23 protein-coding genes and 1 other annotated feature are annotated in these 26,487 nt (G+C 39.7%); all 23 genes read right to left on the minus strand.

Annotation, left to right across the window (positions count from 1 at the left end):
- Position 1: 1 nt before the first annotated feature.
- Positions 2-913 carry a dihydroorotate dehydrogenase gene (locus KSHG_RS03130; protein ID WP_010301696.1) on the minus strand — a complete coding sequence of 304 codons (912 nt, stop codon included), beginning with the start codon at positions 911-913 and terminating at the stop codon, positions 2-4.
- Positions 910-1,677 (minus strand): dihydroorotate dehydrogenase electron transfer subunit, encoded by a 768-nt coding sequence (locus tag KSHG_RS03135; protein WP_010301699.1) that lies wholly within the window; start codon positions 1,675-1,677, stop codon positions 910-912. Before KSHG_RS03135 ends, KSHG_RS03130 begins: the two co-directional genes overlap by 4 nt.
- Positions 1,677-4,880 (minus strand): carbamoyl-phosphate synthase large subunit, encoded by a 3,204-nt coding sequence (carB, locus tag KSHG_RS03140; RefSeq protein ID WP_010301702.1) that lies wholly within the window; start codon positions 4,878-4,880, stop codon positions 1,677-1,679. The genes KSHG_RS03135 and carB overlap by 1 nt, the downstream gene beginning before the upstream one ends.
- Positions 4,873-5,976, minus strand: coding sequence for a carbamoyl phosphate synthase small subunit (locus KSHG_RS03145; RefSeq protein ID WP_010301703.1), 1,104 nt, complete (start codon positions 5,974-5,976; stop codon positions 4,873-4,875). The genes carB and KSHG_RS03145 overlap by 8 nt, the downstream gene beginning before the upstream one ends.
- Positions 5,976-7,253, minus strand: a complete 1,278-nt coding sequence (locus tag KSHG_RS03150) for a dihydroorotase (RefSeq protein WP_010301705.1) — start codon at positions 7,251-7,253, stop codon at positions 5,976-5,978. Before KSHG_RS03150 ends, KSHG_RS03145 begins: the two co-directional genes overlap by 1 nt.
- Entirely contained in the window at positions 7,253-8,137 is an 885-nt protein-coding gene (locus tag KSHG_RS03155) for an aspartate carbamoyltransferase catalytic subunit (protein WP_010301707.1), read from the minus strand. The genes KSHG_RS03150 and KSHG_RS03155 overlap by 1 nt, the downstream gene beginning before the upstream one ends.
- A gap of 181 nt (positions 8,138-8,318) precedes the next feature.
- Positions 8,319-9,680 (minus strand): uracil-xanthine permease family protein, encoded by a 1,362-nt coding sequence (locus KSHG_RS03160; protein WP_010301710.1) that lies wholly within the window; start codon positions 9,678-9,680, stop codon positions 8,319-8,321.
- A 27-nt stretch (positions 9,681-9,707) separates the two neighbouring features.
- Complete coding sequence (gene pyrR / locus KSHG_RS03165; RefSeq protein WP_010301714.1) at positions 9,708-10,250, minus strand: bifunctional pyr operon transcriptional regulator/uracil phosphoribosyltransferase PyrR; 543 nt, start codon at positions 10,248-10,250, stop codon at positions 9,708-9,710.
- 243 nt (positions 10,251-10,493) lie between these two features.
- Positions 10,494-11,417 carry an RluA family pseudouridine synthase gene (locus KSHG_RS03170; RefSeq protein WP_010301716.1) on the minus strand — a complete coding sequence of 308 codons (924 nt, stop codon included), beginning with the start codon at positions 11,415-11,417 and terminating at the stop codon, positions 10,494-10,496.
- Positions 11,418-11,420: 3 nt separating this feature from the next.
- Positions 11,421-11,897, minus strand: a complete 477-nt coding sequence (gene lspA, locus KSHG_RS03175) for a signal peptidase II (protein ID WP_010301719.1) — start codon at positions 11,895-11,897, stop codon at positions 11,421-11,423.
- A 225-nt stretch (positions 11,898-12,122) separates the two neighbouring features.
- Positions 12,123-14,903 carry an isoleucine--tRNA ligase gene (ileS, locus tag KSHG_RS03180; RefSeq protein ID WP_010301722.1) on the minus strand — a complete coding sequence of 927 codons (2,781 nt, stop codon included), beginning with the start codon at positions 14,901-14,903 and terminating at the stop codon, positions 12,123-12,125.
- Positions 14,904-14,950: 47 nt separating this feature from the next.
- Positions 14,951-15,179: a binding site (T-box leader), on the minus strand.
- 47 nt (positions 15,180-15,226) lie between these two features.
- Positions 15,227-15,748 carry a DivIVA domain-containing protein gene (locus KSHG_RS03185; RefSeq protein WP_010301724.1) on the minus strand — a complete coding sequence of 174 codons (522 nt, stop codon included), beginning with the start codon at positions 15,746-15,748 and terminating at the stop codon, positions 15,227-15,229.
- Positions 15,749-15,830: 82 nt separating this feature from the next.
- Complete coding sequence (locus KSHG_RS03190) at positions 15,831-16,622, minus strand: YlmH family RNA-binding protein (protein ID WP_010301727.1); 792 nt, start codon at positions 16,620-16,622, stop codon at positions 15,831-15,833.
- A gap of 67 nt (positions 16,623-16,689) precedes the next feature.
- On the minus strand, positions 16,690-16,950 hold the full coding sequence (locus tag KSHG_RS03195; RefSeq protein ID WP_010301730.1) for a YggT family protein: 261 nt from the start codon (positions 16,948-16,950) through the stop codon (positions 16,690-16,692).
- Between the two features lie 16 nt (positions 16,951-16,966).
- Positions 16,967-17,518 (minus strand): cell division protein SepF, encoded by a 552-nt coding sequence (locus KSHG_RS19065; protein WP_010301733.1) that lies wholly within the window; start codon positions 17,516-17,518, stop codon positions 16,967-16,969.
- Positions 17,519-17,529: 11 nt separating this feature from the next.
- Positions 17,530-18,207 carry a YggS family pyridoxal phosphate-dependent enzyme gene (locus tag KSHG_RS03205; protein WP_010301739.1) on the minus strand — a complete coding sequence of 226 codons (678 nt, stop codon included), beginning with the start codon at positions 18,205-18,207 and terminating at the stop codon, positions 17,530-17,532.
- A gap of 166 nt (positions 18,208-18,373) precedes the next feature.
- Positions 18,374-19,528 (minus strand): cell division protein FtsZ, encoded by a 1,155-nt coding sequence (ftsZ, locus tag KSHG_RS03210; protein WP_010301743.1) that lies wholly within the window; start codon positions 19,526-19,528, stop codon positions 18,374-18,376.
- A gap of 45 nt (positions 19,529-19,573) precedes the next feature.
- Entirely contained in the window at positions 19,574-20,860 is a 1,287-nt protein-coding gene (gene ftsA / locus KSHG_RS03215; protein WP_010301748.1) for a cell division protein FtsA, read from the minus strand.
- A 204-nt stretch (positions 20,861-21,064) separates the two neighbouring features.
- Positions 21,065-21,463, minus strand: coding sequence for a cell division protein FtsQ/DivIB (locus tag KSHG_RS03220; RefSeq protein ID WP_010301751.1), 399 nt, complete (start codon positions 21,461-21,463; stop codon positions 21,065-21,067).
- A gap of 14 nt (positions 21,464-21,477) precedes the next feature.
- Positions 21,478-21,834, minus strand: a complete 357-nt coding sequence (locus KSHG_RS03225; protein ID WP_010301754.1) for a cell division protein FtsQ/DivIB — start codon at positions 21,832-21,834, stop codon at positions 21,478-21,480.
- Between the two features lie 30 nt (positions 21,835-21,864).
- Positions 21,865-23,202: a UDP-N-acetylmuramoyl-L-alanine--D-glutamate ligase gene (gene murD / locus KSHG_RS03230; RefSeq protein ID WP_010301757.1), complete on the minus strand. Its 1,338-nt coding sequence runs from the start codon at positions 23,200-23,202 to the stop codon at positions 21,865-21,867.
- A 15-nt stretch (positions 23,203-23,217) separates the two neighbouring features.
- Positions 23,218-24,192, minus strand: a complete 975-nt coding sequence (gene mraY / locus KSHG_RS03235) for a phospho-N-acetylmuramoyl-pentapeptide-transferase (RefSeq protein WP_010301761.1) — start codon at positions 24,190-24,192, stop codon at positions 23,218-23,220.
- Positions 24,193-24,352: 160 nt separating this feature from the next.
- Entirely contained in the window at positions 24,353-26,458 is a 2,106-nt protein-coding gene (locus KSHG_RS16010; protein ID WP_010301764.1) for a penicillin-binding protein, read from the minus strand.
- Between the last annotated feature and the right edge of the window lie 29 nt (positions 26,459-26,487).

Here is a 26,487-nt window from a genome sequence, read left to right on the forward strand (position 1 = left end):
CTTATCGATGGCTCCTTCCGACTAATTCGTCTACGTGTGAAACGCCTAGTTGTTGTAATTTAGCAGGTAATTGTTCAATAATATTCGGACAAACGAAGGGATCGACGAAGTTCGCCGTTCCTACTGCGACTGCCGTTGCTCCGACAGATAAGAAGTCGATAACATCTTCTACCGTCGCAACTCCGCCCATACCGATTATCGGAATGTTCACCGCTTTGTACACTTCATATACCATACGAAGGGCGACAGGTTTCACAGCGGGACCTGATAAACCACCTGTGACATTCGCAATAATTGGTTTCCCTGTTCGTTCGTCTAGGCGCATACCTACTAACGTATTAATCATCGTAATCGCATCAGCACCCCCACGTTCGACTGCTTTTGCCATCTCTACGATGCTCGTCACATTCGGTGACAGTTTCACATAAACAGGTACGCTCGAAACAGCTTTCACACTACGTACGAGTTGTTCCGCAACGTCTGGATCTGTTCCAAACTGAATGCCTCCGTGTTTTACGTTCGGACATGAAATGTTTAATTCTAATGCATAAACGTTCGATGCTTGACTAATTGCTTTCGCTACTTCTACATAATCTTCTGCTGCAGAACCTGCCACATTCGCGATAATCGGCACATCGTATTTTTCTAAAAAAGGTAACTCGTGTGCTAAAACATGTTCTAAACCTGGATTTTGTAAGCCGATTGCATTCAACATACCCGAAGACGTTTCCGCTACACGCGGTGTCGGGTTTCCTCGACGCATTTCCGGGGTCGTCGCCTTAATCATAATGGCTCCTAGTTTAGATAAATCATACAAGTTTGCGTACTCTTGACCGAACCCAAAACAGCCAGATGCTGGCATAATTGGATTTTTCAACGTGACGCCTGGTAATTTAACTTCTAATGGGTTCACAGTGCAACAACTCCTTTCGGGAAAACAGGTCCATCTGAACATACTTTTTTGTAGCCGCCATCGGTCGTATCACATACGCATGCGTAACATGCTCCAATTCCACAGCCCATACGTTCTTCGAATGATAAGAACCCTTTTTTTCCTTCAAAAAGATGGTCGATTGCACGAAGCATCGGCGTTGGTCCACACGTATAAAACGTATCGAATGCTAGTTTCTTTTCTTCGATTAACGTCGTTACGAAACCTTGATGCCCACTTGAACCGTCTTCCGTCACGATATACGTTTCACCTAGTTTATTAAATGCTTCTTCGTAAAAGACGTCCTTCTCAGAACGGAATCCTAATACGTGAATCGTCTTAACGCCTCGTGCATTTAAACGTTTTGATAATTCATGTAGCGGCGGTACACCAATCCCACCACCGATTAATAAAGCGGTCTCTTCGGGAGCTGTTTCTTCAACAGGGAATCCATTTCCTAACGGACCAAGTACATCGACTTCGTCACCTGCTCGTTTCAAAGAAAGAACGTCCGTACCACGTCCACCAGCACGATATAACATCGTAAACTGACCTGCTTCTTGATCAATATTCGCAATAGAAATCGGACGACGAAGTGTTGGTTCGTAACTATCCGCTACACGTAAATGTACGAATTGTCCCGGTTGGTTCATTTGTTGAGTTAAACTGCCCTCTAGCGTTAACTCATAAATATGATTTGCGACTAGTTGTTGACGCACTACTTTCATTTTTTCTTGTTGAATCATTACATGTTTACCTCCACTTTCGCTTTTGGCATTGGCATTGCAGTAAATGTCATTGACTCGATGACTTTTAAAATCGCATCTGCTGTATCAAGTGAAGTTAAGCAAGCGATACCGTTTTCTACTGCTTCACGACGAATTCGGAATCCATCACGTGCTGGTTGTTGCCCTTTCGTTAACGTATTAATAATTAACTGTGCATCACCATTTTGAATGACATCTAATAATGTCGGACCGTTTGAGCCGATTTTATCAACGACTGTTGATGAAATACCGGCTGCCTCTAACGCTTTCGCTGTTCCTGGTGTTGCTAAAATAGAGTAACCAATTTCAACGAAACGTTTCGCAAGTTCTGTCGCTTCCGCTTTATCTTTATCTGATACGGTCATTAGTACTGAACCGTGATCTTCAATTTTCGTTCCAGCTGCTACGAAACCTTTGTACAATGCTTTTTCAAGCGTACAGTCTTTCCCCATTACTTCCCCTGTTGATTTCATTTCAGGTCCTAATGTCGTATCTACTCGGCGTAATTTCGCAAAGCTGAATACCGGTACTTTCACGTAAACACCTTCTTGAATTGGCGCTAAGCCTGTTGGGAATCCTTGGTCAATAATCGACGTTCCAAGAATTGCTTTCGTTGCAACGTTCGCCATTGGGATATTCGTAATTTTACTTAAGAATGGCACTGTACGTGATGCACGTGGGTTCACTTCGATAACGTATACTTCATCGTTTGAGATGACGTATTGGATATTCATTAATCCTTTAATGCCTAAGCCAAGTGCTAGACGCGTCGTATAATCGACTAACGTATCGATATGTTTTTGAGATAAGTTTTGTGGCGGATATACAGCGATCGAGTCACCTGAGTGAACCCCTGCGCGTTCGATATGTTCCATAATCCCTGGAATGCATACATTTGTACCGTCGCAAATAGCATCGACTTCAATTTCTTTCCCTGTTAAGTAACGGTCAATTAATACCGGTTTTTCTGGAGAAGCTTCTACCGCTGTCGCCATATAATGTTTAATTTCTTCTGTGCTATAAACAATTTGCATCGCACGTCCACCGAGTACGTATGAAGGACGAACAAGTACTGGATAACCAATTGATTCAGCAATTTTCACTGCGTCTTCTGTATTCGTAGCCGTTTTGCCTAATGGTTGTGGAATGTCTAATTCGTGAAGTGCTGCTTCGAAGCGGTCACGAGATTCTGCAAGGTCGATTGAATCTAATGATGTTCCTAAAATTTTCACGCCGCGTGCTTCTAATTGATCTGCTAAGTTGATGGCTGTTTGACCACCGAATTGAACGACAACGCCTTTCGGTTGCTCTAAGTCGATGATGTGCATCACGTCTTCAATCGTTAATGGTTCGAAGTACAGTTTGTCTGAGATGGAGAAGTCAGTAGAAACTGTTTCTGGATTTGAGTTAACGATGATTGCTTCGTACCCTGCTTCTTGGATTGCCCATACAGAGTGAACGGTTGCGTAGTCAAACTCTACCCCTTGACCGATACGGATTGGACCAGAGCCAAGTACGATCACGGATTCACGGTCCGTTTTAATCGATTCATTTTCATCGCCGTACGTACCGTAGAAGTAAGGTGTTTCTGATTCGAATTCTGCGGCACACGTATCAACCATTTTGTAAACGGGAATAATGCCGTTTTCTTTACGGAAGTCGTATACGTCACTTTCGTTCATGCCCCATAGTTTACCGATTGTTTCATCGGCGAAACCAATTTTTTTCGCGTAGCGAAGAACTGCAACGTCGCGTACGTTTTCTTTTAATGTCGTTTCGTAATCAATGATGTTTTTGAATTTATTTAAGAAGAACAAGTCGATTTTTGACCATTCATGAATTTCTTCGATTGTCACGCCGCGGCGAAGTGCTTCACCTAGGAAGAATAAACGTTCATCGCCTGCTTTTGTGACACGTTTTTTAATCCATTCATCTGTTAAGTCTTCGGCATGTTTCATTTCGATATGTTTATGACCTGTTTCAAGTGAACGTACCGCTTTTAACATCGCTTCTTCAAAGTTGCGACCGATTGCCATTACTTCACCTGTTGCTTTCATTTGCGTACCTAAATTACGTTTTGCTCCTTCGAATTTATCGAAAGGCCAACGTGGAATTTTCGCTACGATGTAGTCAAGCGCTGGTTCGAAACAAGCGTATGTTTTGCCTGTTACAGGGTTAATCATTTCATCAAGCGTTAAACCGACAGCGATTTTAGCTGCTAATTTTGCGATTGGATAACCTGTTGCTTTAGAAGCAAGCGCAGATGAACGTGATACACGAGGGTTTACTTCGATAATGTAGTAGTTGAAGCTATTTGGGTCAAGTGCTAACTGTACGTTACATCCACCTTCAATGCCTAATGCGCGGATAATTTTAAGTGATACGTTACGTAGCATATGGTATTCACGATCTGATAACGTTTGAGAAGGGGCTACAACGATTGAATCGCCTGTGTGAATGCCGACTGGATCCACATTTTCCATATTACATACGACAATGGCATTGTCTTTTGAATCACGCATTACTTCGTATTCGATTTCTTTATAACCTGCAATTGATTTTTCGACTAAACATTGCGTCACTGGAGAATATTTCAAACCAGACGTCACAATTTCATGCAGTTCTTGATCGTTTTCACAAATACCACCGCCAGTACCACCTAATGTAAAGGCAGGGCGAACGATAATTGGATAACCGATTTTTTTCACGAAAGCTTCCGCTTCTTCTACTGTATGAACAATTTCTGATTCTGGTGTAGGAACGTCTAGTTCGTACATTAAGTTACGGAATAAATCACGGTCTTCTGCTTGGTTGATCGCGTCTAGTTTCGTTCCTAAAATTTCAACGTTCATCTCATCTAAAATGCCTGAGTTGTGTAATTCAATCGCCATATTTAAACCTGTTTGACCACCTAATGTTGGTAAAATGGCATCTGGACGTTCTTTACGAATAATACGTGAGACGAACTCAAGGCTAATTGGTTCAATGTACACTTTGTCAGCGATTTGTGTATCTGTCATAATCGTTGCTGGGTTTGAGTTAATTAGAATAACGCGGTACCCTTCCTCTTTAAGTGAAAGGCAGGCTTGTGTACCTGCGTAGTCGAATTCTGCGGCTTGTCCGATAATGATTGGACCTGAACCGATTACTAAAATGGATTTGATATCTTGGCGTTTAGGCATGTTGTTGTTGCTCCTCTCTAGTATTGTTCTTCATTAACTCAATAAATTCGTCGAATAAGTGGTTCGGATCTTCCGGACCAGGTGATGCTTCTGGGTGATATTGTACAGTGAAGGCTGGTGCTGTTTTGTGGCGTAATCCTTCACATGTTCCATCATTTAATGCAACGTGTGTTACTTCTAAATCTGTCGCTGCTAATGAATCCATATCGACTGCGTACCCGTGGTTTTGAGACGTTAATTCTGTACGATCTGTACGTAAATCTTTCACTGGGTGGTTCGCACCGCGGTGTCCGAATTTTAATTTGAATGTTTGTGCACCACTCGCTAGTGCAAATAGTTGATGTCCTAAGCAAATACCGAATAATGGCACTTTTCCGATTAAATTTTTAACCGTTTCAATTGCTTCCGGTACGTCTAATGGATCCCCAGGTCCATTTGATAACATAATGCCATCTGGTTTATAAGCTAAAATTTCTTCTACTGTCGTATTGTAAGGAACGACGACAACATCACAATCACGGTTGTTTAATTCGCGTAAAATACCGTGTTTCATACCGAAGTCCATCAGTACAACTCGTTGCCCACGTCCTGGTGATGGATAAGCACTTTTCGTTGATACTTGTTCTACTTGGTTTATTGGAAATGTTGTGCTTTTCAAGCGTTCGATTACTTCTTCCACATTCACTTCTTCATTCGTCGCAGTTAAGTATCCTTTTACAGATCCTTCGTTACGAATAAGACGTGTCAGTTTACGTGTATCGATGCCTTCGATTCCTGGAATGTCTTTCATTTTGAAATAATCATCTACTGTGCCTTCATTTCGGAAATTCGATGGTGTTTTCGCAAGCTCATGTACGACGAATCCTTTAATCGCTGGTGAAATCGTTTCGAAATCGTCACGGTTAATCCCGTAGTTCCCGATTAGTGGATAAGTCATCGTTACAATTTGACCGCAAAATGATGGATCTGATAATGTTTCTTGGTATCCTGTCATCCCCGTTGTAAATACAACTTCACCGTCAGAACCTTTATCGCTACCGAATGCTTGCCCTTCAAATACTTCCCCTGTTTCTAAAATGAGTTTTCTCGTTGTCATTATGCTTCCTCCCATACAATCTTACCGTTGTAAATTGTTTTTTGTGGCCATCCGTAAGCTTTCCAGCCGTTAAATGGTGTGTTTTTCCCCTTTGATTCGAAATGTTCGACATCAACTGTTTGTTCATGTTCTAAATCGATGAGTACGATATCTGCTGATTCGCCGATATTTAACGTACCGTATGGCAATTTGAATAGTTGCGCAGGTTTCACAGTCATCCAGTCGATCAATTGACGAAGTGTCCATTTACCTGTCTTCACAAATTGTGTGTACAGTAATGGAAATGCCGTTTCGAAACCGACAATGCCAAACGGTGCACCGACCATGCCACAGCATTTTTCTTCATGCGTATGAGGTGCATGGTCCGTTGCGATACAATCAATTGTGCCATCTAGTAGCCCTTCATGTAATGCTTCCCAGTCATCTTTCGCACGTAATGGCGGATTCATTTTCCAGTTTGCATCGTCTGAAGGAATATCCATCTCTTCTAAGATTAAATGGTGAGGACAAACTTCTGCAGTCACGCGGATGCCCGCTTTTTTCGCATCGCGTACAGCGCGTACCGATTCTTTCGTCGATACGTGACATACGTGATAGTGAGCACCAGCCGCTTCTGCAAGTAAGACGTCACGCGCAATTTGAACCGACTCACAAACAGATGGAATACCAGGTAAACCGAGTTCATGATTTCGCGTTCCTTCGTGCATCACCCCGTCATAAATAAGTGAGTTATCTTCACAGTGCGCTACGACTGTAACGTCTAATGCTGCCGCATCTTTCATTTGTTCGAACATCGTTGAGGCAAGTTGTACACCAACGCCATCGTCTGAAAAAGCAACCGCGCCGTTTTCTTTCAATGCTTTCATATCCGTACGTGCATCGCCTGATTGTGCAACCGTTAGAGAACCATATGGTAAGACGCGAACTTTAGCGCTCTTTTCAATCAGTTTGTTGATTAGTTGCAAATTTTCAACCGAATCAGGTACAGGTTTCGTATTAGGCATGGCACAAATTGTTGTGAATCCACCTTTAGCTGCTGAAGCCGTTCCCGTTTCAATTGTTTCTTTATGTTCAAATCCTGGTTCGCGTAAGTGTACATGTACGTCCACAAAACCTGGAGAAGCGATGCACCCGCGTCCGTCAATTACTTCATCTGCTTTCGTTGAAATATTTTGTCCAACTTCTGCAATCGTACCGTCATTCGCAATGAAAATTTCACCTGCTGTTAGTTGTCCTGCTTCATCTACTAATTGAATGTTCGTCAATAACTTTGTCATTATCCTTTTCTCTCCTTTAAGATCGATTCTACAATGGCCATTCGTATGAAAACACCGTTACGAACTTGGTTAAAGATGCGAGAGCGTTCACACTCGACTAAACTTGAATCAATTTCTACTCCGCGGTTGATTGGGGCTGGGTGCATGATGATGGCATCTTTTTTCATTCGGCGCTCACGCTCGACTGTCAAACCAAATTGTTCATGATACCCTTCTTTCGTAAACCCTTCGAATGCGGCATCACGCTCGTGTTGCACACGAAGTAGCATGACGACATCACTCGTTTCAAGAAGTTCCTCCCAATCTTGATATGTATTTTCAAAATCACCTTGCCACTCACTTGGGCAAAGTATTCGAACGTTCGCACCTAATCTCGTTAATGCTTCCGCATCTGATTTTGCGACACGACTATGAGATACGTCGCCGACAATCGTCACGTTCACTCCTTCGAACTTCCCGAACTCTTTGAATATTGTGAATAAATCGAGTAGACATTGAGAAGGATGTTGACCTGCTCCATCTCCTGCATTAATGACAGCTACGTTAATTCCTTCAAGTAGCTCATCATAATAAGCATCTGTCTTATGTCGAATGACGACAGCATCCATACCGATCATCTCTAAAGTTTTCACCGTATCATACAATGTTTCACCTTTTAGCGTGCTCGAGAAGCCTGCTTCAAAAGGAATAACGGTCGCTCCGACTTTACGTTCTGCTGTTTCAAAACTCGTCTTCGTCCGCGTGCTCGGTTCAAAAAATAAGTTTGCGACTAAGTAGTCTTTTTCTAGTTGTGATGGTGCTCCCTCTTCGAACTCGCCAGCTCTTTTTAAAATTGTATAAATTTCTTCGTTTGAAACTTCTTCAATTGATCGTAAATTTTTCATCGTATGAAAACCTCCATTTTTTTAGCTTACGCTTTCGAATCATATCGATTAAAAAAGCCTCCTTAGAAATATAAGGAGGCGGAGGAAGGATCTTACAGTTATTATTAGTGTTCTCACTAATAAGTCGCTGTATGTTCACCCTTCTGAGCCTCTCTGGGCATCTATTAAAAGGTCGTACTATTTAGTTATGCTGTTCTTGTTCTTTTTGTTCGTCTGCTAACAACTCAATGTCTGGCTGTGCTTTCCCCGGTAAGATGATGTTTAATAACACACCGACGATTGCCGCTAATGCCATACCTTCAATCGCAAAGTCATTATCTTGAATACCGAATGCGTTGTGCCATAATAACTTACCGCCACCGATTCCTAGTATTAAGATGACCGATGCAATCACGAGATTACGTTTATGATCAAAATCAATTTTATTTTCTACTAACATACGTAAACCACTTGATGCGATGATCCCGAATAATAAGATGGATACGCCACCAAGTACTGGTGTTGGAATCGTACTGACAAGTGCCATTAATTTACCTGAGAACGATAGTAGTACTGCGAATACTGCCGCACCACCGATTACCCAGACGCTAAACACACGCGTTAGTACGAGTACACCAATGTTTTCACCGTATGTCGTTTTCGGTGGACCCCCGATGAAAGCTGAGAGTAACGTACCGAAACCATCACCGAGTAATGAGCGATTCAAGCCCGGATTTTTAATAAAGTTACGGTTAACGACTTTCCCTAAAACGAGTTGATGTCCAATATGCTCTGAAATCGTCACGATGACAATCGGTACCATTGCGAGTAAGATAGGCGCTGTCACTTTAAAGTCGTAGTCAATTCCGACGATTAAGAAGTCCGGTGCAGCAATCAAAGCTGCTTCCGTTACCGATGTAAAGTCGATAAAGTTTGTACCCGCAATTTGATCTGAAATCAACGCTGCGATGTACCCAACGATTAGACCGATCAAGATTGGCATCGTACTAATAACACCTTTTACGAAGTTATTAACGACGATTGCTGCTGCTAATGTAATCAGTGCAATCACGAAGTAAGATGCGTGATACACTTGTGTATTATCTTGTAGCGTTTCGTACATTGACATATTAACAGCCGTTGTCGCAAGCGCTAAACCAATGACCATAATGACAGGTGCTACGACGATTGGTGGTAAAATACGTAAAATCCATTTGTACCCTGTTTTCCAAATGAGTAAGGAAACGATACCGTACACAATACCGACTGCCATCGCCCCGATCATTGCACCACCAGGACCGTCTGCAGCTTTTGTTGCAACCATCATCGGCGCGATAAAAGCGAAAGATGAGCCTAAGTATGCGGGTACTTGGAAGCGTGTAATGAGTAAGAAAAACAGTGTCGCAATCCCACTCGTTAGTAGCGCAATCGCTGGTGATAAGTGTGTAAGTGTTGGTACTAAAATTGTTGAGCCAAGCATGGCGAACATATGTTGTAAACTTAACGTGATTAATTGACCGCCCGAAGGCTTTTCATTTATATCGAGAACAGTGTTGTTTGACATTTCTTCATTTCCTCCAATATTGAATACCTATTCGTAAATTGCGACGCTATCTTGGTCGTCTACTTCTACCATATGAACGACGATTCGTTCGTGTCGAGCTGTCGGAATGTTTTTTCCGACGAAGTCTGCTCGTACGGGCAATTCACGATGTCCTCTATCTACGAGAACCGCTAATTGGATTTGTGCTGGACGTCCGATGTCCATGACAGCGTCCATTGCTGCGCGAACTGTTCGTCCTGTGTAAAGTACGTCATCGACAAGTACGACCGTTTGATTCGTAACATCTTCTGTAATATCTACTTGTTGAACGAGTGCTTCACCGTTATCCGTTTTCATTGATAAATCATCACGGTAAAGAGAAATGTCTAATTCACCTGAGCGAACTTCTTTCTTTTCAATCGTATTGATTTTTTGTGATAAGCGGCTTGCTAAGTAAGCCCCTCGTGTTTTAATACCGACTAAGATGACGTTATCGATTCCTTCGTTGCGCTCGATAATTTCATGTGCAATTCGAGTTAACGCTCGGTTAATTGCTGCTTCATCTAAAATGTCTGCTTTTTTTTCAACCATTTTCATTTCCTCCTTCCTTGTTTTAAACGTTCCGTTTGTGCATAAAAAAACCTCTTGAGCGTTTGCCCAAGAGGTTGTATAGGTATACTGATAGATATGTCAAATAAACTGTACGCATACAGCAATCCCACATTCTTCGCATCCCTTTTCAGCCTCTCTGGACTGTCTTTAAAAGGTGAATATTAAGATTTTCACTGACATCAGTATAGACCGTAAGACATAAAGTGTCAACGGATTTTTTGATTATTTTTCGTAATGACTGCGTAAATCAGCTAATAACGCTGCATACTCAGCAGGAATTGGTGCAGAAAACTCAAGATATTCTTTCGTACGTGGGTGTACGAAACCTAAAATACCGGCATGCAATGCTTGACCGCCAATATCCATCGTTTTTCTTGGTCCATATTTTGGATCCCCAACTAGTGGATAACCAATGTAGTTCATATGCACACGAATTTGGTGCGTACGACCTGTTTCTAAACGACATTCGATTAACGTATAGTCTACGCCAAAACGATCTGTCACGTAGAAATGCGTCACAGCATGTTTACCATTATCTACGACAGCCATTTTTTGACGATCTTTCGTATTACGACCAATTGGTGCGTCAATTGTTCCTTTATCATGTGGAATATGCCCATGAACAAGCGCTGTGTAGCGACGTGTTACCGTTTTATCTACTAATTGTTGTACGAGACTCTCATGGGCTGCATCATTTTTCGCAACCATTAATAAGCCTGATGTATCTTTATCGATACGGTGTACGATACCTGGACGTACGACACCATTAATGCCTGATAAATCGTTACAATGGAACATTAAACCGTTCACAAGTGTACCTGTTGCATGTCCTGGCGCAGGGTGTACGACCATGCCTTTTGGTTTGTTTACGACAAGTACATCTTCATCTTCATAAACGATTTCTAATTGTAAGTCTTCCGCTAAAATTTCTAACGGCTCTGGTTCTGGAGGTGTTACTAAAATAACGTCCTCCACTTTTACTTTGTATTTTTTAGCGACTACTTCTTTATTAACTGAAACATGTCCACCTTCAACGAACCCTTGGATTTGTGTACGTGACCATTCTGTTTGCATTGTTGCGATTGCTTTATCAATGCGGTTGCCAGCTACTTCTGCAGTAGCAACGAATTTGATTGTATCTGCCATAAGTTACTTCTTCACCTTTCCTGCTTTTCCTTCGTAAAATAATACGTAAATGATCATTGTGATGACACCAAATGTCAGTGCCATATCTGCAATGTTGAAAATCGGGAAATCATAGTTAATGACTGGAATCCAAAAGCTCGCAAAATCGACCACTTCTCCGCGTAATAGACGGTCAATAAAGTTTCCGATTGCACCACCTAATAGCAGCATTAAACTCGTTTGAAATAATGGTTTCCCTTTACCTTCTTTATGGAAATAATAAATAATCGCTACGATCACGACAATTGTAATTATTGTAAATAAGCCAAACTTCCCTTGCATCATGCCCCAAGCAGCACCTTGGTTTCGGTGTGAATACAATGAAAAAATCGGATCCCAAATGACAATTTCTTGTCCTTTGTCCATATTTTTCACAACGCCCCATTTTGTTAATTGGTCAATAATGATGACAAAGAGAGCAATACCATAATATTTATACACAACAGTTCCCCCGTTTACCTTTATCCTACTATTTTAAAATAATTGTATCCGAACGATAATTTTATCATAAATACGAAAAAGATTACAGTTCATTCTATTTCGCGCGTATCATTTTGCGAATACGCATCACCTTTTTACACAAAGAACCGCCCTTGCTTACGCAAAGAGCGGCTCTTTTTTTATGAGAAAAGATTATTTATTCCTGTCCTCATCAATTGCTTCTATTTATTTAGTTTCTAGATCTACATCCGCAAAGTTTTCTTCAACGACTGTTGCACAGCGTTCACATAAATCTGGGTGGTTAGCATTGTGTCCAACTGTTGGATCAACTGTCCAACAACGATCACATTTTTCGCCTTCTGCTTTCACAACCGCTACAGCAACTGTTTCTGTTTTAACACATTCTGGTGTTGCGTCAGCAAGATCGCCGACAACAAATTCAGATACGATCATCAGTTGTGAGAAGTCAATTGCTTCTTCAGAAAGAATAGCTTTCGTTTCTGCATCTGCATAAACGGTTGCTCTCGCTTCTAAAGATTTACCAATTACTTTCGCTGCACGTGATTCTTCTAAAGATTTTAGAACGACGTTACGTACAGTCATGATTTTCGCCCATTTCGCAGTTAATGCTTCGTAGTTATCTTTTTCAACAGCGTCTGGCATATCTGTTAATTGTACAGATTCTTCTGTTGTCCAAGCCATATAGCCGAAGATTTCATCTGCTGTATGAGGAATGATTGGTGCTAATAATTTCACTAATGCATTTAATGTATCGAATAATACAGATTGCATAGCGCGACGTGCGTGATTGTTTGGTGCTTCTACGTAAACAACATCTTTCGCAATGTCTAAGTAGAATGAGCTTAATTCTGTTGCGATAAAGTTATTAATTGCTTTATACACTGTTGCAAATTCATAATTATCGTATGCAGTGCGCACAGTTTGAACTAATTTTTGAAGTTGCATGTACATGTATTGATCTACTTCACGTAAATCTTCATATTTCACATAATCTGTTTCGTAATTGAAATCAGCTAAGTTCCCGTGTACGAATTTAAGCGTGTTACGCACTTTACGGTACATTTCTGAAACTTGTTTTAACATATCCATTGAGATACGCACATCTGCTGTGTAATCAACTGAAGCAACCCACATGCGAAGAATATCTGCACCGTATTGTTGCATGATTTTCGCTGGTGCGATGATGTTACCTAGTGATTTAGACATTTTACGACCGTCACCATCTAACACGAAGCCGTGAGATAGTAAGCCTTTGTACGGTGCATGACCGTTCGTAGCGACAGAAGTGATTAATGAAGAGTTGAACCAACCACGATATTGGTCAGAACCTTCTAAGTAAAGGTCTGCTGGGTAGTTCATACCGCGCTCTGCTAATACACCTTGGTGAGACGAGCCAGAGTCGAACCAAACGTCCATGATGTCGTTCTCTTTAGTAAATTCACCATTTGGAGAACCTGGGTGTGTGAAACCTTCTGGTAATAATTCTTTCGCTGTTTTTTGGAACCAAATATTTGAACCGTTTTCACGGAATAAATCTTGAACGTGTGCAATTGTTTCTTCTGTGATGATGCTTTCGCCGTTTTCAGCGTAGAACACAGGAATTGGAACACCCCATGCACGTTGACGAGAAATACACCAGTCACCACGGTCACGGATCATGTTGAATAAGCGTGTTTCGCCCCATTCAGGTGTGAAGTTCGTATCGCGGATTGCTTGTAACAATGCTGGACGGAATTTTTCAATTGATGCAAACCATTGTGGTGTTGCACGGAAAATAACTGGTTTTTTCGTACGCCAGTCATGTGGGTATGAGTGTTCGAAGAATGTTAAGCTTAATAATGCGCCAACTTCTTCTAATTTTTCACAGATTGGTTTGTTCGCTTTATCGTAGAACATACCTGCAAACTCGCCTGCAGCTTCTGTTAATATACCGCGGTTATCGACAACTGAAAGAATTTCTAAGCCGTAACGTTTACCAACTTGATAGTCATCTTCCCCGTGTCCAGGAGCTGTATGAACACAACCAGTACCTGCTTCAAGTGTTACGTGATCGCCAAGCATCACAAGTGATGTACGATCAAATAATGGGTGTTTCGCTGTAATATTTTCTAAAGAAGCACCGTTGATTTCACGGTCGATTTGAACATCTTCCCAACCATTTTTCTCTGCCACTGTGTTTAATAATTCTTTCGCAACGACGAATTTACGATCCGCTACTTTCGCAACGACATACGTGAATTCAGGGTTTACAGAAATCCCTAAGTTGGCTGGCATTGTCCAAGGTGTAGTTGTCCAAATAACAAGTTCTTCATCGTTATTTAATACCCCTTTCCCATCTTCTACTTTGAAAGCAACGAAGATTGAAGGTGATTTAATGTCTTTGTACTCGATTTCTGCTTCAGCTAAAGCTGATTCAGAAGATGGAGACCAATAAACGGGTTTTAACCCTTTAAAAATATAACCTTTTTTCGCCATATCGCCAAATACGCCAATTTGACGTGCTTCGAATTCTGGGTTTAATGTGATGTATGGATTTTCCCAATCAGCACGAATACCGATACGCTTAAATTGTTCACGTTGGTTATTTACTTGATCTAAAGCATATTCTTTACAAAGTTCACGGAAATCCGCAATCGACATTTTTTTACGGTCATGTCCTTTGTTCGTTAATGCTTGTTCGATTGGAAGACCGTGTGTATCCCACCCTGGAACGTATGGTACGTAGTAACCTGTCATTGAACGATGACGGTTAATCATATCTTTTAATACTTTATTTAAAGCGTGACCCATATGGATATCACCATTTGCGTAAGGAGGTCCATCGTGTAAAACGAATGGTGTACGATCTTTCGTACGTTCTAACACTTTTGCATTAATGTCCATTTCAGCCCATTTTTCTTGCATTTTCGGTTCCATGTTTGGAAGATTTCCGCGCATTGGGAAATCTGTTTTTGGCATTAATAACGTTTTTTTATACTCAGCCATTGTAATTCCTCCTAAATATTAATCCATAAAAAAACTCCTCATCCCATAAAAGGGACGAGGAGAAGTTAACTCGCGGTACCACCCTAATTGCATAGCTACAGTTCGCTATGCCACTTAAGTACACCTTAACGCGGTGGTGACGAGATTGCTTACTAAATTCCGTTCAGCGATCTAGCTCAAGAGTGATCTTCGGCTTTTATTGTTCGTTCGAGCTTTCACCGTCCTCGAATCGCTAATCCACAAATAAAAACGTACTGTCTCTATCGTTGCTTTTCATATCATATGTTGCAATTATAGAAAATTGCTCGTGGAACGTCAAGTGATTATTCTTCTTCTGGTAATTCAATAGCATCCAAGTCATCTACGTCTGGTACTTTAATTTCATATTCCATTAAGTGATCCCAGTCGTCTGATTCAATTAAATCAAGTTGTGCTTCGACGATCATTTTGAAACGATTACGGAACACTTTGGAATGCTTTTTCAATTCTTCAATTTCAAGAGCTACTGTACGTGCTTTAGCAAGTGCCTCATTGACAATTCGGTCCGCATCTTTTTCTGCTTCTGTCACGATTAACTTCGCTTCTTTTTGAGAGTTGCGGCGCACTTCTTCAGCAGCTTCTTGCGCAACAACGATTGACTTTTGCAATGTTTCTTCAAGAGCACTGTAATGATTCAATTGTTCATGAGTAGCAGATAAGCGTGCTTCTAAATCTGCTTTGTCCTTCATAACGAGATCCATGTCTTTCATTACTTGCTCCATGAATTCATTAACTTGATCCTCGTTATATCCACGAAATGCACGATCAAACTCTTTATTATGTATATCGAGTGGTGTTAATGGCATACTATCTCTCCTTTGTCGCAATTATCTTATCAACAATTATACATTTCTTTCCTTAGAACTTCATCTTTTTTCATCAATTCATTTATTTTCTTTCCATTTTACCAATTTTTAATCGAATTTTCTCTTTCTTTGTATGCCCTTCAATCGATAGCAATACGAGACGTCCGACACCTCTAATAGACAATAGATCATGCTCTTGTAGTTCAAAAGCATTTTGTTCACGAACCGTATAATTTACTTTCACACGTCCAGCTTCAATAAGCATGGCGGCTTTTTGTCTCGAAATGGACGGATAACATGAGGCAATCACCGTATCTAAACGAAGTGATGACGTCGTAACGACACTTTCAAGCCACGGGTCGTTGCTCTCCCCAATAAGTTGCTGTTCTGATACTTCTATAATCGTCGCTTTACTTTTACCAATCGTCGTCAAATTCGCTCGCACATAATCTGCTACTTCTTGTGCTACAACAAATTGAACCATTTCTGAATCGATGCGAATATCTCCAAACTTCGTTCGATCTATTCCGAGATGAAGTAAAGCACCGAGTACGTCTGGATGTTTCAGCTGAACGAACTTAGAAGCGTACCGTACGCCGAGAACACATAATTGAAAATCGTCCTTTACTGGTACTATATAACTTGGGTATAACATACCGCGTACACGTTCAACATTTCCACCGAATGCTCCGTCTACTGAAAAGTGAACGTCTTCATTTTTCCCGATAATCGCTTCAATAATTTTCACTTGGCGCGGATCTAAAAAGTCCAATAGTTTAGGCGCATAAAAATCTTCGACGTATCGTTTGTATTCAAACACTTGTTCAATAAAACCATGTTCTTCTTTTCTAAAATGTTGAAAAATAGTATCCATCTTAACTCCTTATAAAAAAACTGCTTTTACGTTCATTCTCAAATGAAGTAAAAGTCAGTTTTTTTCATTAATACAATAATTGAACTAAAATTGTTTGCACACCGCGTTGAATAAAATTCAGTGCGAGTAATGCAACAATTGGTGAAATGTCGATCATACCAATTGTCGGAATAAACTTCCTGAAAATCGATAAATACGGATCTACAATTTTATCTAGCAATCGACCGAAAGCTGAGTTTTGTAATCCCGGTAACCAGCTCATTAAAATATAAATAATAATTGCAAACCAATAAATTTGGAATGCATAGTACACAAATGTAAGAATCATAAATTATTTGTTCTCCTTAATACTGCTCTGCATCATAATAATGTTCTGATATTGCGCCGTCAATTTCTACGTTATCTGGTGTACATAAAAAGATGTCGATCCCAATTTTTTTAATTTCGCCGTTCAAGGCAAAAACCGTACCACTTAAAAAATCAATAATACGTTTGCCATTTTCTTTATCAATTCGTTGTAAATTGACGACGGCTGTTTTTTTATTTCGAATACATTCTGCAATGTCTTGTGCTTCTGAATAAACACGAGGCTCAAATAAATTCACTTTAGAAGTTGTTTGTGTAAAACTCACTAAATTTGTACGTTGTTCTTCTGTGTACATTTGTGTGACTTGATTCGTGTTCTTTGGCACAGGTTGCATTTTGCGTTGTTGCTGTTGTTTACGAGGTGTAGCCATTGGTGTCGTAACAACTTGCTGCATTTGTTGATTCGGTACTTGTTTTGCAACTTGTTGTGGTTGCTGAGGATGTTGTTCTTTTTTAGGAGTCGTTTGCTCCATTGTGTCATCCTCTGCTTCATCTTCTAAGTAAAAGAAGTTTTTTAAGATGTTTTTCATATGAATCCTCCTTAGTCCAAACCAACTAACGCAGTACCGATACGAACGAACGTCGCACCTTCTTCTACCGCAATCGCATAATCATGCGACATCCCCATTGAAAGTTCTGTACATGGGGCATGTTCATATTGTTGGTTAATAATTTGTTGTTGAAGTTGTTTCAATCCTTTAAACGTTTGACGAATAATAGATTCGTCTTCCGTATTCGGTGCCATCGTCATTAAACCAATGACAGAAAGGTTTGAATACGGCGTTAATGACTTAATAAAAGGAAGTACTTCTTCAACTTTTAATCCGTGTTTTGAGTCTTCCTCCGATACATTTACTTGTACGAAGCATTGGATTTTTTTCGTTGCACGTTTGTCCAATTCTTCCGCCAAGCTTAAACGATCTAACGAGTGAATATAATCTACGTGATCAATTACTTTTCGAACTTTACGTGTTTGTAAAGTTCCGATATAGTGCCAAACAGCACCATTCGTAATATGTTGTTGTTTTTCTAACAATGGTTCAGGACGATTTTCGCCTAAATGTATTAATCCAGCGGCAAGAGCTTCTTCTGCACGCTCAGTAGGTACTTGTTTCGTCACCGCAATAATTTGAACTTCTTTCGGATCACGACCTACTTTTTCGCATGCTGCGTTAATATTCAATTGAATGTCTTTTAAATTATCGATAATTAGTGTCATAATGAATCCCAGCTTTTCAAATTACTTGTCAATCATTTTATTTTTTATTTTATCAAGCATTGCTGTATTAATCAACGAATTCCCTAGAACGATACAAAAAAAGAGGATATTCCAACAAGATGGTCTCACCTTTTTGGAATATCCTCTTTATGCAATTTTTTACAAATTATCGACGGTTACGACGATTTCGTAAAAATGTTGGGATTTCTAATTCGTCTTGTTGTCCTTGTTGTTCAACTTGTGGTGAAGCTGTGTGTGTAGCTTCTTGTTGAACAGGTTGCGGTGCAACAGGCGGTGTTGATTGTTGTGATTGTGTAGTAGTCGTACGTGGCGCTGCATTTGGCGCTTGGTAGCTACTATGATTTTCAGAGAAATCTGTCGCAATAACTGTCACGACAATTTCATCTTTTAAGTTATCATTAATAACAGCACCGAAAATGATGTTCTCGTCATCATCAGGTGATGCAGCACTTGAAATAATGTCTGCAGCTTCTTGTACTTCGAATAAGCTCAAGCTAGAGCCACCTGTAATATTTAAAAGAACACCTTTCGCACCTGCGATTGATGTTTCAAGTAACGGACTAGAAATAGCTTTTTTAGCAGCTTCTTCTGCACGTTTTTCACCAGTTGCAATACCAATACCCATTAAAGCAGAACCTTTGTTAGACATAATTGTCTTAACATCGGCAAAGTCTAAGTTGATTAAACCTGGTACGGCGATTAAATCTGAAATACCTTGAACACCTTGACGTAATACGTTATCCGCTTCACGGAATGCTTCAAGCATTGGCGTACTCTTATCAACGATTTCAAGTAATCGATCATTCGGAATGACGATTAATGTATCAACCGCTTCTTTCATTGTCGCTGTTCCAGCTAAAGCTTGAGATTGACGTTTACGACCTTCAAAAGAGAATGGACGTGTTACAACACCTACTGTTAAAGCACCAATTTCGCGTGCGATTTGTGCAATTACTGGCGCAGCACCTGTACCAGTACCGCCTCCCATACCAGCAGTTACGAATACCATATCCGCACCTTGTAAAGCTTCTTCTAACTGTTCGCGGCTTTCTTCAGCTGCTTTTTTACCTACTTCAGGATTAGCACCTGCGCCTAAACCACGTGTTAATTTATCCCCAATTTGTAAACGAACGTCGGCTCGTGATGTAATTAACGCTTGTGCGTCTGTATTGACAGCGATAAATTCTACACCTTGAACACCATGTTCAATCATACGATTGACAGCGTTGTTACCGCCACCGCCGACACCAATTACTTTGATTATAGCTAACGGATTTTCATTCTGTTCGAAACCAATCATCTCAATTCCTCCTATTTCCTCAGTCACTTTTATTATTCGAATCTGTTATTCTAAAAAGCCTTTTAAAAGACCTTTGAATTTCTTTGAAAAACTTTCTTTCGGTTTTTGTGGTTCTGTAATTTGTTCATACTCAGAAGGACTGTCTTCTACGATTGCAGGTGGTACATCTTCTTGTACCGACTGCCCTTCATATTTGCGATAAAATGCATCTTGCAAATACGCATAACGAATTAAATTTACTGCAGATGTGTATTCAGGTTCACGTACACCGATGTATTGTGGCGTAGCAATCCGTACACGCGTTTGCAGACAATCACGTGTAAGTTGAGCGATTCCATCTAATTTTGCAACGCCACCTGTTAGCACGACGCCTCCAGGTAAACCAGACAAGTTTTGACGGTAAAATTCATCTAGGATCAATTCGAATAATTCTTCTAAGCGCGTACTAATGATTTCAGAAATATAACGTTGGCTATATTGTTCTTTCGTGTCTGCACCAATTACAGGTACTTCAAACACTTCATTTTCAGACGCTTCATTGAAATAAGCATGACCGTATTCAAGCTTAATTCTTTCAGCTTGTTCAGTAGGTGTACGCAATACGATAGATAAATCTTTCGTAATGTTTTCGCCACCGACAGGAATAACAGCTGCATGAATCAATTGATTTTCTTTAAAGACGCTAATCGTCGTCGTTTCGCCACCAATATCAATTAATGTCGTTCCACGACTCTTCTCATCGTCTGTAAGAGCAAATTCACCTGCAGCTAATGGTTGTAGATAAATATCTTGAATAACTAGTCCAGCCTTCTCTACACAACGTAAAATATTGTGTAAATTCGTTCTAGTTGTTGTAATCATTGTTGCGTCAACTTCTAATCGAATGCCTAACATACCACGAGGGTCCTTAATGTCTGACACGCTGTCTACTGTGTAGTAGCGTGGGACTAAATTAATTTTCTCGCGATCTGGGCTAAGAGAAATCATTTCAGCCGCATCTAATACACGATAAACATCGTCGGTTGTAATGTCGCTATTTGTATCGTTGACAGCAACGATACCTTTCGCATCTTGTAAAACAACTTGATTACCAGGAATCCCTAAAATGACTTTATGTATCGACATACCAATCATTCGTTCAGCTTGGTCAACAGCTCGTTTAATTGATTGTACTGTAGCATCAATGTCTACAATACTTCCTTTACGGATACCTGTTGATTTAGCATTCCCTACACCGATAACATGCACGGCATCATCATCGACTTTACTAATAATACATTTTACAGATGTAGATCCTATATCTAGCGATACATAAATCTCTTTCTCACTCATTGCGGCACCTCCCTTTCGCTACTCTTGTTATTGAATATTTTAGTGTAAAATCATTTTCTTGTCTAAACATATTGTAGTAAACATGTTTAATTTCATGAATTCAGCGATATATTTGTCAAAATTTCCAAAAATAATACGTTTATAAACGTATTATTTCATATTTTAACGAAATTTACACGTTAGAATAGCAATTTTTTTACAAAATCACTTCTTTTTGTACGATTCGAAATATTCCCCTACTTCTAAATTAAAAATGCCTTTTTTCTTTTGTTCATTTTTAACTTGTTCAGCCATTTCCGGATAGTATTGTAATTTCGATGCAAGTGTTTTAGCATTTGCACGCACTTCATTACCATCTGTCATATATAACTTTATATAATTAGCATTTTTACTTGAAACGTTCGGACGAATTTCAGAAATGGAGTGCAACAGTTCAGCATCTAGTTTTGCTAATTGCTCTGCTGTATGCTGCCTTACTTCCTCGTTCGTAAATCCAGTCATGATCGGCATATCCATTTCTTTTACCTCTTCATCCGCACGTACTACAACACCATTTTCTAACACATATTCGGTGCGTTTTTCATCATCCCGAACGTAAGCCACACGCTTGTATTCTGTCAGTTGAATATGGACTGTATTCGGTAAATCACGTTGTACGACAACTTTTTTACCGTTCGTTCATTTGCTAATCGTTCTTCAACATCCGCGTTGCGATATCCCCAAAGAGAATCGCCTTCATAAACATCACTTTGTTTTGCGTAATAACTTGCCTCTTTTAACGTTGCACCGTCGACGGAGATTTTTCCAATATGACTGATTGGAATTTGGAGATAAACGAGCGTGAGCAAACAAACAAATAATATCGACATGATAATTAAATATTTCTTTGCTGGTTTTTGTGGATGATGATCATTCTTTTTGGACTGTTGGTCAGTCGACTGCTTTAAACTTGAAAACTCAATAATCTTCTCCATACTCACATCTCACCTACCCTCTTAATAAAACTAATTCAATTTTTGTACAGCTTTTACAAAACGTTCTCCGCGCACTTCAAAGCGACTATATTGATCCCAGCTTGCACAAGCTGGAGATAATAATACGACGTCCCCTTCTTTTGAAAGAGCGTATGCTTTTTCTACAGCGTCTTCAATCCATTCCGCTTTTTCGATTGCTTCAACACCACATGATTTTGCAAACTCTGCGAAACGATCCGCTGTTTGGCCTGATACGACGACCGCATGAACGTTCGGCATAAATTCACGTAAGTCTTCAAATGAATGATTACGGTCCAAACCACCTGCCAATAAAACGATTGGTTGTTTGAAAGCAGATAACGCACTGCGTGTAGCAAGCGTATTCGTCGCTTTTGAATCGTTATAAAATTTACGGCCATTTAATTCTTTAATGAATTGTGTACGATGTTCTACACCAGCGAATGTTGCTAATACATGTTCCATTGCTTCTTGTGGACAGTTCATTAATTTCGCAACTGCTACTGCGCACATTACGTTTTCCACATTATGTTTCCCAGGCAATGCGATAATGTCACGTTGCATAAACGCTTCCCCGTTCCAATAAAGCATTTCATCATCACAGCTAATTCCTCGTTCAAGAATTTGAGTAGATGAGAATGGTATTTTTTGTGCTTTTGATTTCGATGCATATGTTGAAACGATTTCTTGATCTGCATTGTAAATTAAATAATCATTTTCATCTTGATTACGCGTTACATTGAATTTTGCTTTCGCATATTCTTCCATTGAGCCGTGGTAGTCAATATGTGCTTCAAACAAGTTCGTCCAAATCGCAATGCGTGGTTTAAATGCATTCGTACCCATTAATTGGAATGATGATAATTCTGTTACGATTACGTTGTCTTTTTCAGCTTCTTCTGCAACGCCACAAGCAACTGTACCAATATTTCCCGCGATTAATGGTTTCAACTTACCTTCATTCAAAATGTTAAATAACAATGTCGTCGTCGTCGTTTTACCATTCGAACCTGTAATTCCGATCATTGGCGCTTCGCTAACTAAATAAGCTAATTCCACCTCGGTCCATACAGGAATATTACGTTGTAATGCGTCTTTTACGATAATGTTTGAATAAGGAATTCCTGGATTTTTCACGACAAGTTCGAAGCCCTCATCTAATAAATCTTCCGGGTGACGTCCACAAATGACGTTCATACCTTGTTCTAATAATCGTTTTGCTGCATCATTTTCTTCAAATGGTTTAGCGTCATTCACCGTAACGAATGCGCCTAATTTGTGCAATAGTTCAGCCGCTGCGACACCGCTTTTCGCTAAGCCTAAAACTAATACTTTTTTATGTTCAAACATTGTTATTTTTTCATCTTATAAAACCTCCAGAACCACTGCAATCACTGCAACGATAACACCGAAACCCCAGAATGTAAGCACGACGCGCCATTCTGACCATCCAGATAATTCGAAGTGGTGATGTATTGGGGTCATTTTAAATACTCGTTTGCCCGTCTTTTTAAACACAGCGACTTGAATCATAACAGAAGCTGTTTCAATAACGAATACGAGACCGATTAATAATAATAGTAATTCTTGATGCGTTAAAATAGATAACGTTGCAAGCGCACCACCAAGAGCAAGTGAACCTGTGTCACCCATAAATACTTTCGCAGGGTTTTTATTAAACAATAAGAAACCGAGTAAAGCACCTGTTACAGCAAAAGCAAATAAAGCTAAATCATATTGCTCTTGAACGAATGCGATAATAGCGTACGCTAAAAACGCAACTGAACCAGTACCAGATACAAGACCGTCTAAACCATCTGTTAAATTGACTGCATTTGAAAATCCGACTAACCAGAAAATCATGAATACAACGTAAACCCAACCGAGGGAAAGATCATAGTTCGTAAATGGAATGTGCACGCTATTTTCAAAATCGCCTAAATTGACGATTAAGAAATACGCTACGATAGAAATGACGATTTGTGCAATTAATTTTTGAAGAGAGGTTAACCCTAAATTACGTTTGAAAAATACTTTCATTCCATCGTCTAAAAATCCGACAATCCCGAAACCGAGTAATACGATTAATAAAGCAACTGCTTCAGCAGAAATTAATCCTTTACCTGCACCGACTAATAACGTCGTTAAAATGATAGCTATTAGGAAAATGATTCCACCCATCGTAGGTGTTCCTGCTTTTTTCATGTGAGATTTTGGGCCTTCCTCACGAATACTTTGTCCGAATTTCAAACGAGTTAGTGCAGGAATTAGCATCGGTGATAAAATCACTGAAATAGCAAATGCTACAACGATCGTTAAGAAAATATCGGATGTTGACATAGATACTGACATTTTTAAAAAACTCCTTTTATTTTAACTATATAAATACGTTATCTATCATAGTAGTTTAATTTTAAAATGAAAAGTCTTTTTCAATAAAAGGGGTTTACATTTCAAATACAATTATGACAACGACGCAAAACAGCCTGTTGTTAATTACTTAATTTGATTTTGTTAATGTGATTTTTAATTTTGAATTAGAGTCAATCATCGTTCCTTTTGGTAAAGATTGTTTCGTAACAAATCCTTCTCCTTCGACATCAAAATCAAGCCCAGATAAAGATTCATACGTAAGTACGTCACGCAATGACCAATCTTTCATAGAAGGTAAACGAATCTCATTGCTATCTGTTCTTAAGAACAAATGATTCCCAATCAGAATTTTTTCACCTTTTTTAGGGTATTGATCAATAATTTGCGTTCCATTTTCTCCAATCATCACTGTAGATAATTTTTCATCTTTCAACGATTCTGTCGTTTGTTCAATCGTTTCATCGATATAGTTATCTACTTGAACACCTTCGGTTTTTTCAATTGTATCCGGCTTAACGTTTAAATATTTCAAACTTTTGCCCATGACTTCATTGAAAATTTCAGAAGTTGGATCTGAACCGAATTGTTCCGCTTTTAGTTTTGGCTTTTTCACGGCGATATACATAACAAGTTGTGGTTTATCAGCTGGTGCGCTACCTAGAAATGAATAAAGGAATTCATTTTTTCCCCAATAATACCCGCCACCTGCTTTTGGAATCTGAGCTGTACCTGTTTTTCCAGTTACTGTATAATCATCACTTGCAAATTTTCTCGCTGTTCCCACTTCTGACGTTACGGTCGTCGCAAGCGTATCACGCACTTGCTTCGCTGTTTCCGCAGAAATCGGTTCTCCTTTTACAGTCGGTTTATTTTTTTCGATTACTTTTCCTGTATTTGGATTCACAATTTTCTCAATGACATACGGTTGCATCATCTTGCCATCATTCGCAATCGCGGTGTACGCTTGAATAAGTTGAATCGGTGTAACCGTTGAACCTTGTCCATATGCTGTTGTTACACGGTTAATCGGATAATCATTCAACAATTTACCAGTCGCTTCATTCGGTAAGTCAATCCCTGTCTTCTCACCGAAACCAAATGCTTTCAATGAATTCATAAAAGCTTCTCCGCCGATACTTTTCAATAAGTTTGCCATTCCTACGTTAGAAGAACGTTGAATCCCTTCTAAATACGTAATGCGTCCCCACCCGTACTTGTTACTATCCCGAATCGTTGCCGTATATACTTTGTATTGACCCGATTGGAACGTTGCATTTGGATTCCAAACCCCTTTTTGAATAGCTGTTGCTAACGTGAACGTTTTCATTGTCGAACCTGGTTCAATCGTTTCTTCCGTTACAAAGTTCGCCCAACTATTTTGTAGTCCTTCCCTCGTTTGCAAGTTAAATGTCGGGCGTTGCGTCATTCCTAAAATCTTGCCTGTAGAAGGATTGGCTACAATCGCTGTAATTTTTTCTGGGTTGTATTTTTCTTGAACATCGCTTACAGCATCTTCTAAGAAACTTTGGATCATCTTATCAATTGTTAAATAAATGTTTTCGCCATCTTGTGCTTTTTTAACTGTTTCATTTTTATTCGGTAACAAAAATCCCCAGCCATCACTTTGAAACGACATACTGCCATTTTTACCTGACAGCTCTTCATTATAAATTTTTTCGATGCCCATATTCCCTTTCATGACACCTGTTTCCTCATCTTGACTCACGATACCGATTAAATTTGAGGCAAAAACGCCATTTGGATAAAAACGGTTTGAATGGGCTTCAAAGTTAATACCAGGTAATTTGTATTTCTCAATGGCGAGTTTCACACTATTTTGAACACCGCTACCGTATCTTCCAAACTCCACTTGGTATTTCCCACTATTTCGCCCATCGACTAATATTTTTTTAATTTTCTTGGCTGGTAAATCAATATATTTCGCTAATACTTTCGCTGTTTTTTCTGCATCTACTACGTGATAATCTTCCTGTTCATTTTTTGAAATTTCAGGTGTCACGATAGCAAACAGTTTGTATGTCAATTCATCTTCCGCTATAGCAGAACCATTTTTATCTAATATTTTCCCTCTAGAAGAAGTTAATAATTGATTTTTTGTATGCTTTTGTTCTGCGCGCGCAGCTAGATTTTGCCCTTCCGCTGAACCTGTTGCTTGTATAAAAACGATACGTAAGAACATACATAGAAAAAGGAGCCCAAAAATGCCTAGCATTAGAGCGGCTCCCCAACGATTCCCAAAAA

It is taken from the genome of Kurthia senegalensis, from assembly GCF_000285595.1.
Lineage (GTDB): Bacteria > Bacillota > Bacilli > Bacillales_A > Planococcaceae > Kurthia > Kurthia senegalensis.

Excerpts from the sequence above, each read along its gene's own strand:
- KSHG_RS03135 (WP_010301699.1), bottom strand. The coding sequence starts at position 1,677 with ATGATTCAACAAGAAAAAATGAAAGTAGTGCGTCAACAACTAGTCGCA.
- carB (WP_010301702.1), bottom strand. The coding sequence starts at position 4,880 with ATGCCTAAACGCCAAGATATCAAATCCATTTTAGTAATCGGTTCAGGT.
- KSHG_RS03145 (WP_010301703.1), bottom strand. The coding sequence starts at position 5,976 with ATGACAACGAGAAAACTCATTTTAGAAACAGGGGAAGTATTTGAAGGG.
- KSHG_RS03150 (WP_010301705.1), bottom strand. The coding sequence starts at position 7,253 with ATGACAAAGTTATTGACGAACATTCAATTAGTAGATGAAGCAGGACAA.
- KSHG_RS03155 (WP_010301707.1), bottom strand. The coding sequence starts at position 8,137 with ATGAAAAATTTACGATCAATTGAAGAAGTTTCAAACGAAGAAATTTAT.
- KSHG_RS03160 (WP_010301710.1), bottom strand. The coding sequence starts at position 9,680 with ATGTCAAACAACACTGTTCTCGATATAAATGAAAAGCCTTCGGGCGGT.
- pyrR (WP_010301714.1), bottom strand. The coding sequence starts at position 10,250 with ATGGTTGAAAAAAAAGCAGACATTTTAGATGAAGCAGCAATTAACCGA.
- KSHG_RS03170 (WP_010301716.1), bottom strand. The coding sequence starts at position 11,417 with ATGGCAGATACAATCAAATTCGTTGCTACTGCAGAAGTAGCTGGCAAC.
- ileS (WP_010301722.1), bottom strand. The coding sequence starts at position 14,903 with ATGGCTGAGTATAAAAAAACGTTATTAATGCCAAAAACAGATTTCCCA.
- KSHG_RS03185 (WP_010301724.1), bottom strand. The coding sequence starts at position 15,748 with ATGCCATTAACACCACTCGATATACATAATAAAGAGTTTGATCGTGCA.
- KSHG_RS03190 (WP_010301727.1), bottom strand. The coding sequence starts at position 16,622 with ATGGATACTATTTTTCAACATTTTAGAAAAGAAGAACATGGTTTTATT.
- KSHG_RS03195 (WP_010301730.1), bottom strand. The coding sequence starts at position 16,950 with ATGATTCTTACATTTGTGTACTATGCATTCCAAATTTATTGGTTTGCA.
- KSHG_RS19065 (WP_010301733.1), bottom strand. The coding sequence starts at position 17,518 with ATGAAAAACATCTTAAAAAACTTCTTTTACTTAGAAGATGAAGCAGAG.
- KSHG_RS03205 (WP_010301739.1), bottom strand. The coding sequence starts at position 18,207 with ATGACACTAATTATCGATAATTTAAAAGACATTCAATTGAATATTAAC.
- ftsZ (WP_010301743.1), bottom strand. The coding sequence starts at position 19,528 with ATGATTGGTTTCGAACAGAATGAAAATCCGTTAGCTATAATCAAAGTA.
- ftsA (WP_010301748.1), bottom strand. The coding sequence starts at position 20,860 with ATGAGTGAGAAAGAGATTTATGTATCGCTAGATATAGGATCTACATCT.
- KSHG_RS03225 (WP_010301754.1), bottom strand. The coding sequence starts at position 21,834 with ATGGAGAAGATTATTGAGTTTTCAAGTTTAAAGCAGTCGACTGACCAA.
- murD (WP_010301757.1), bottom strand. The coding sequence starts at position 23,202 with ATGTTTGAACATAAAAAAGTATTAGTTTTAGGCTTAGCGAAAAGCGGT.
- mraY (WP_010301761.1), bottom strand. The coding sequence starts at position 24,192 with ATGTCAACATCCGATATTTTCTTAACGATCGTTGTAGCATTTGCTATT.
- KSHG_RS16010 (WP_010301764.1), bottom strand. The coding sequence starts at position 26,458 with ATGCTAGGCATTTTTGGGCTCCTTTTTCTATGTATGTTCTTACGTATC.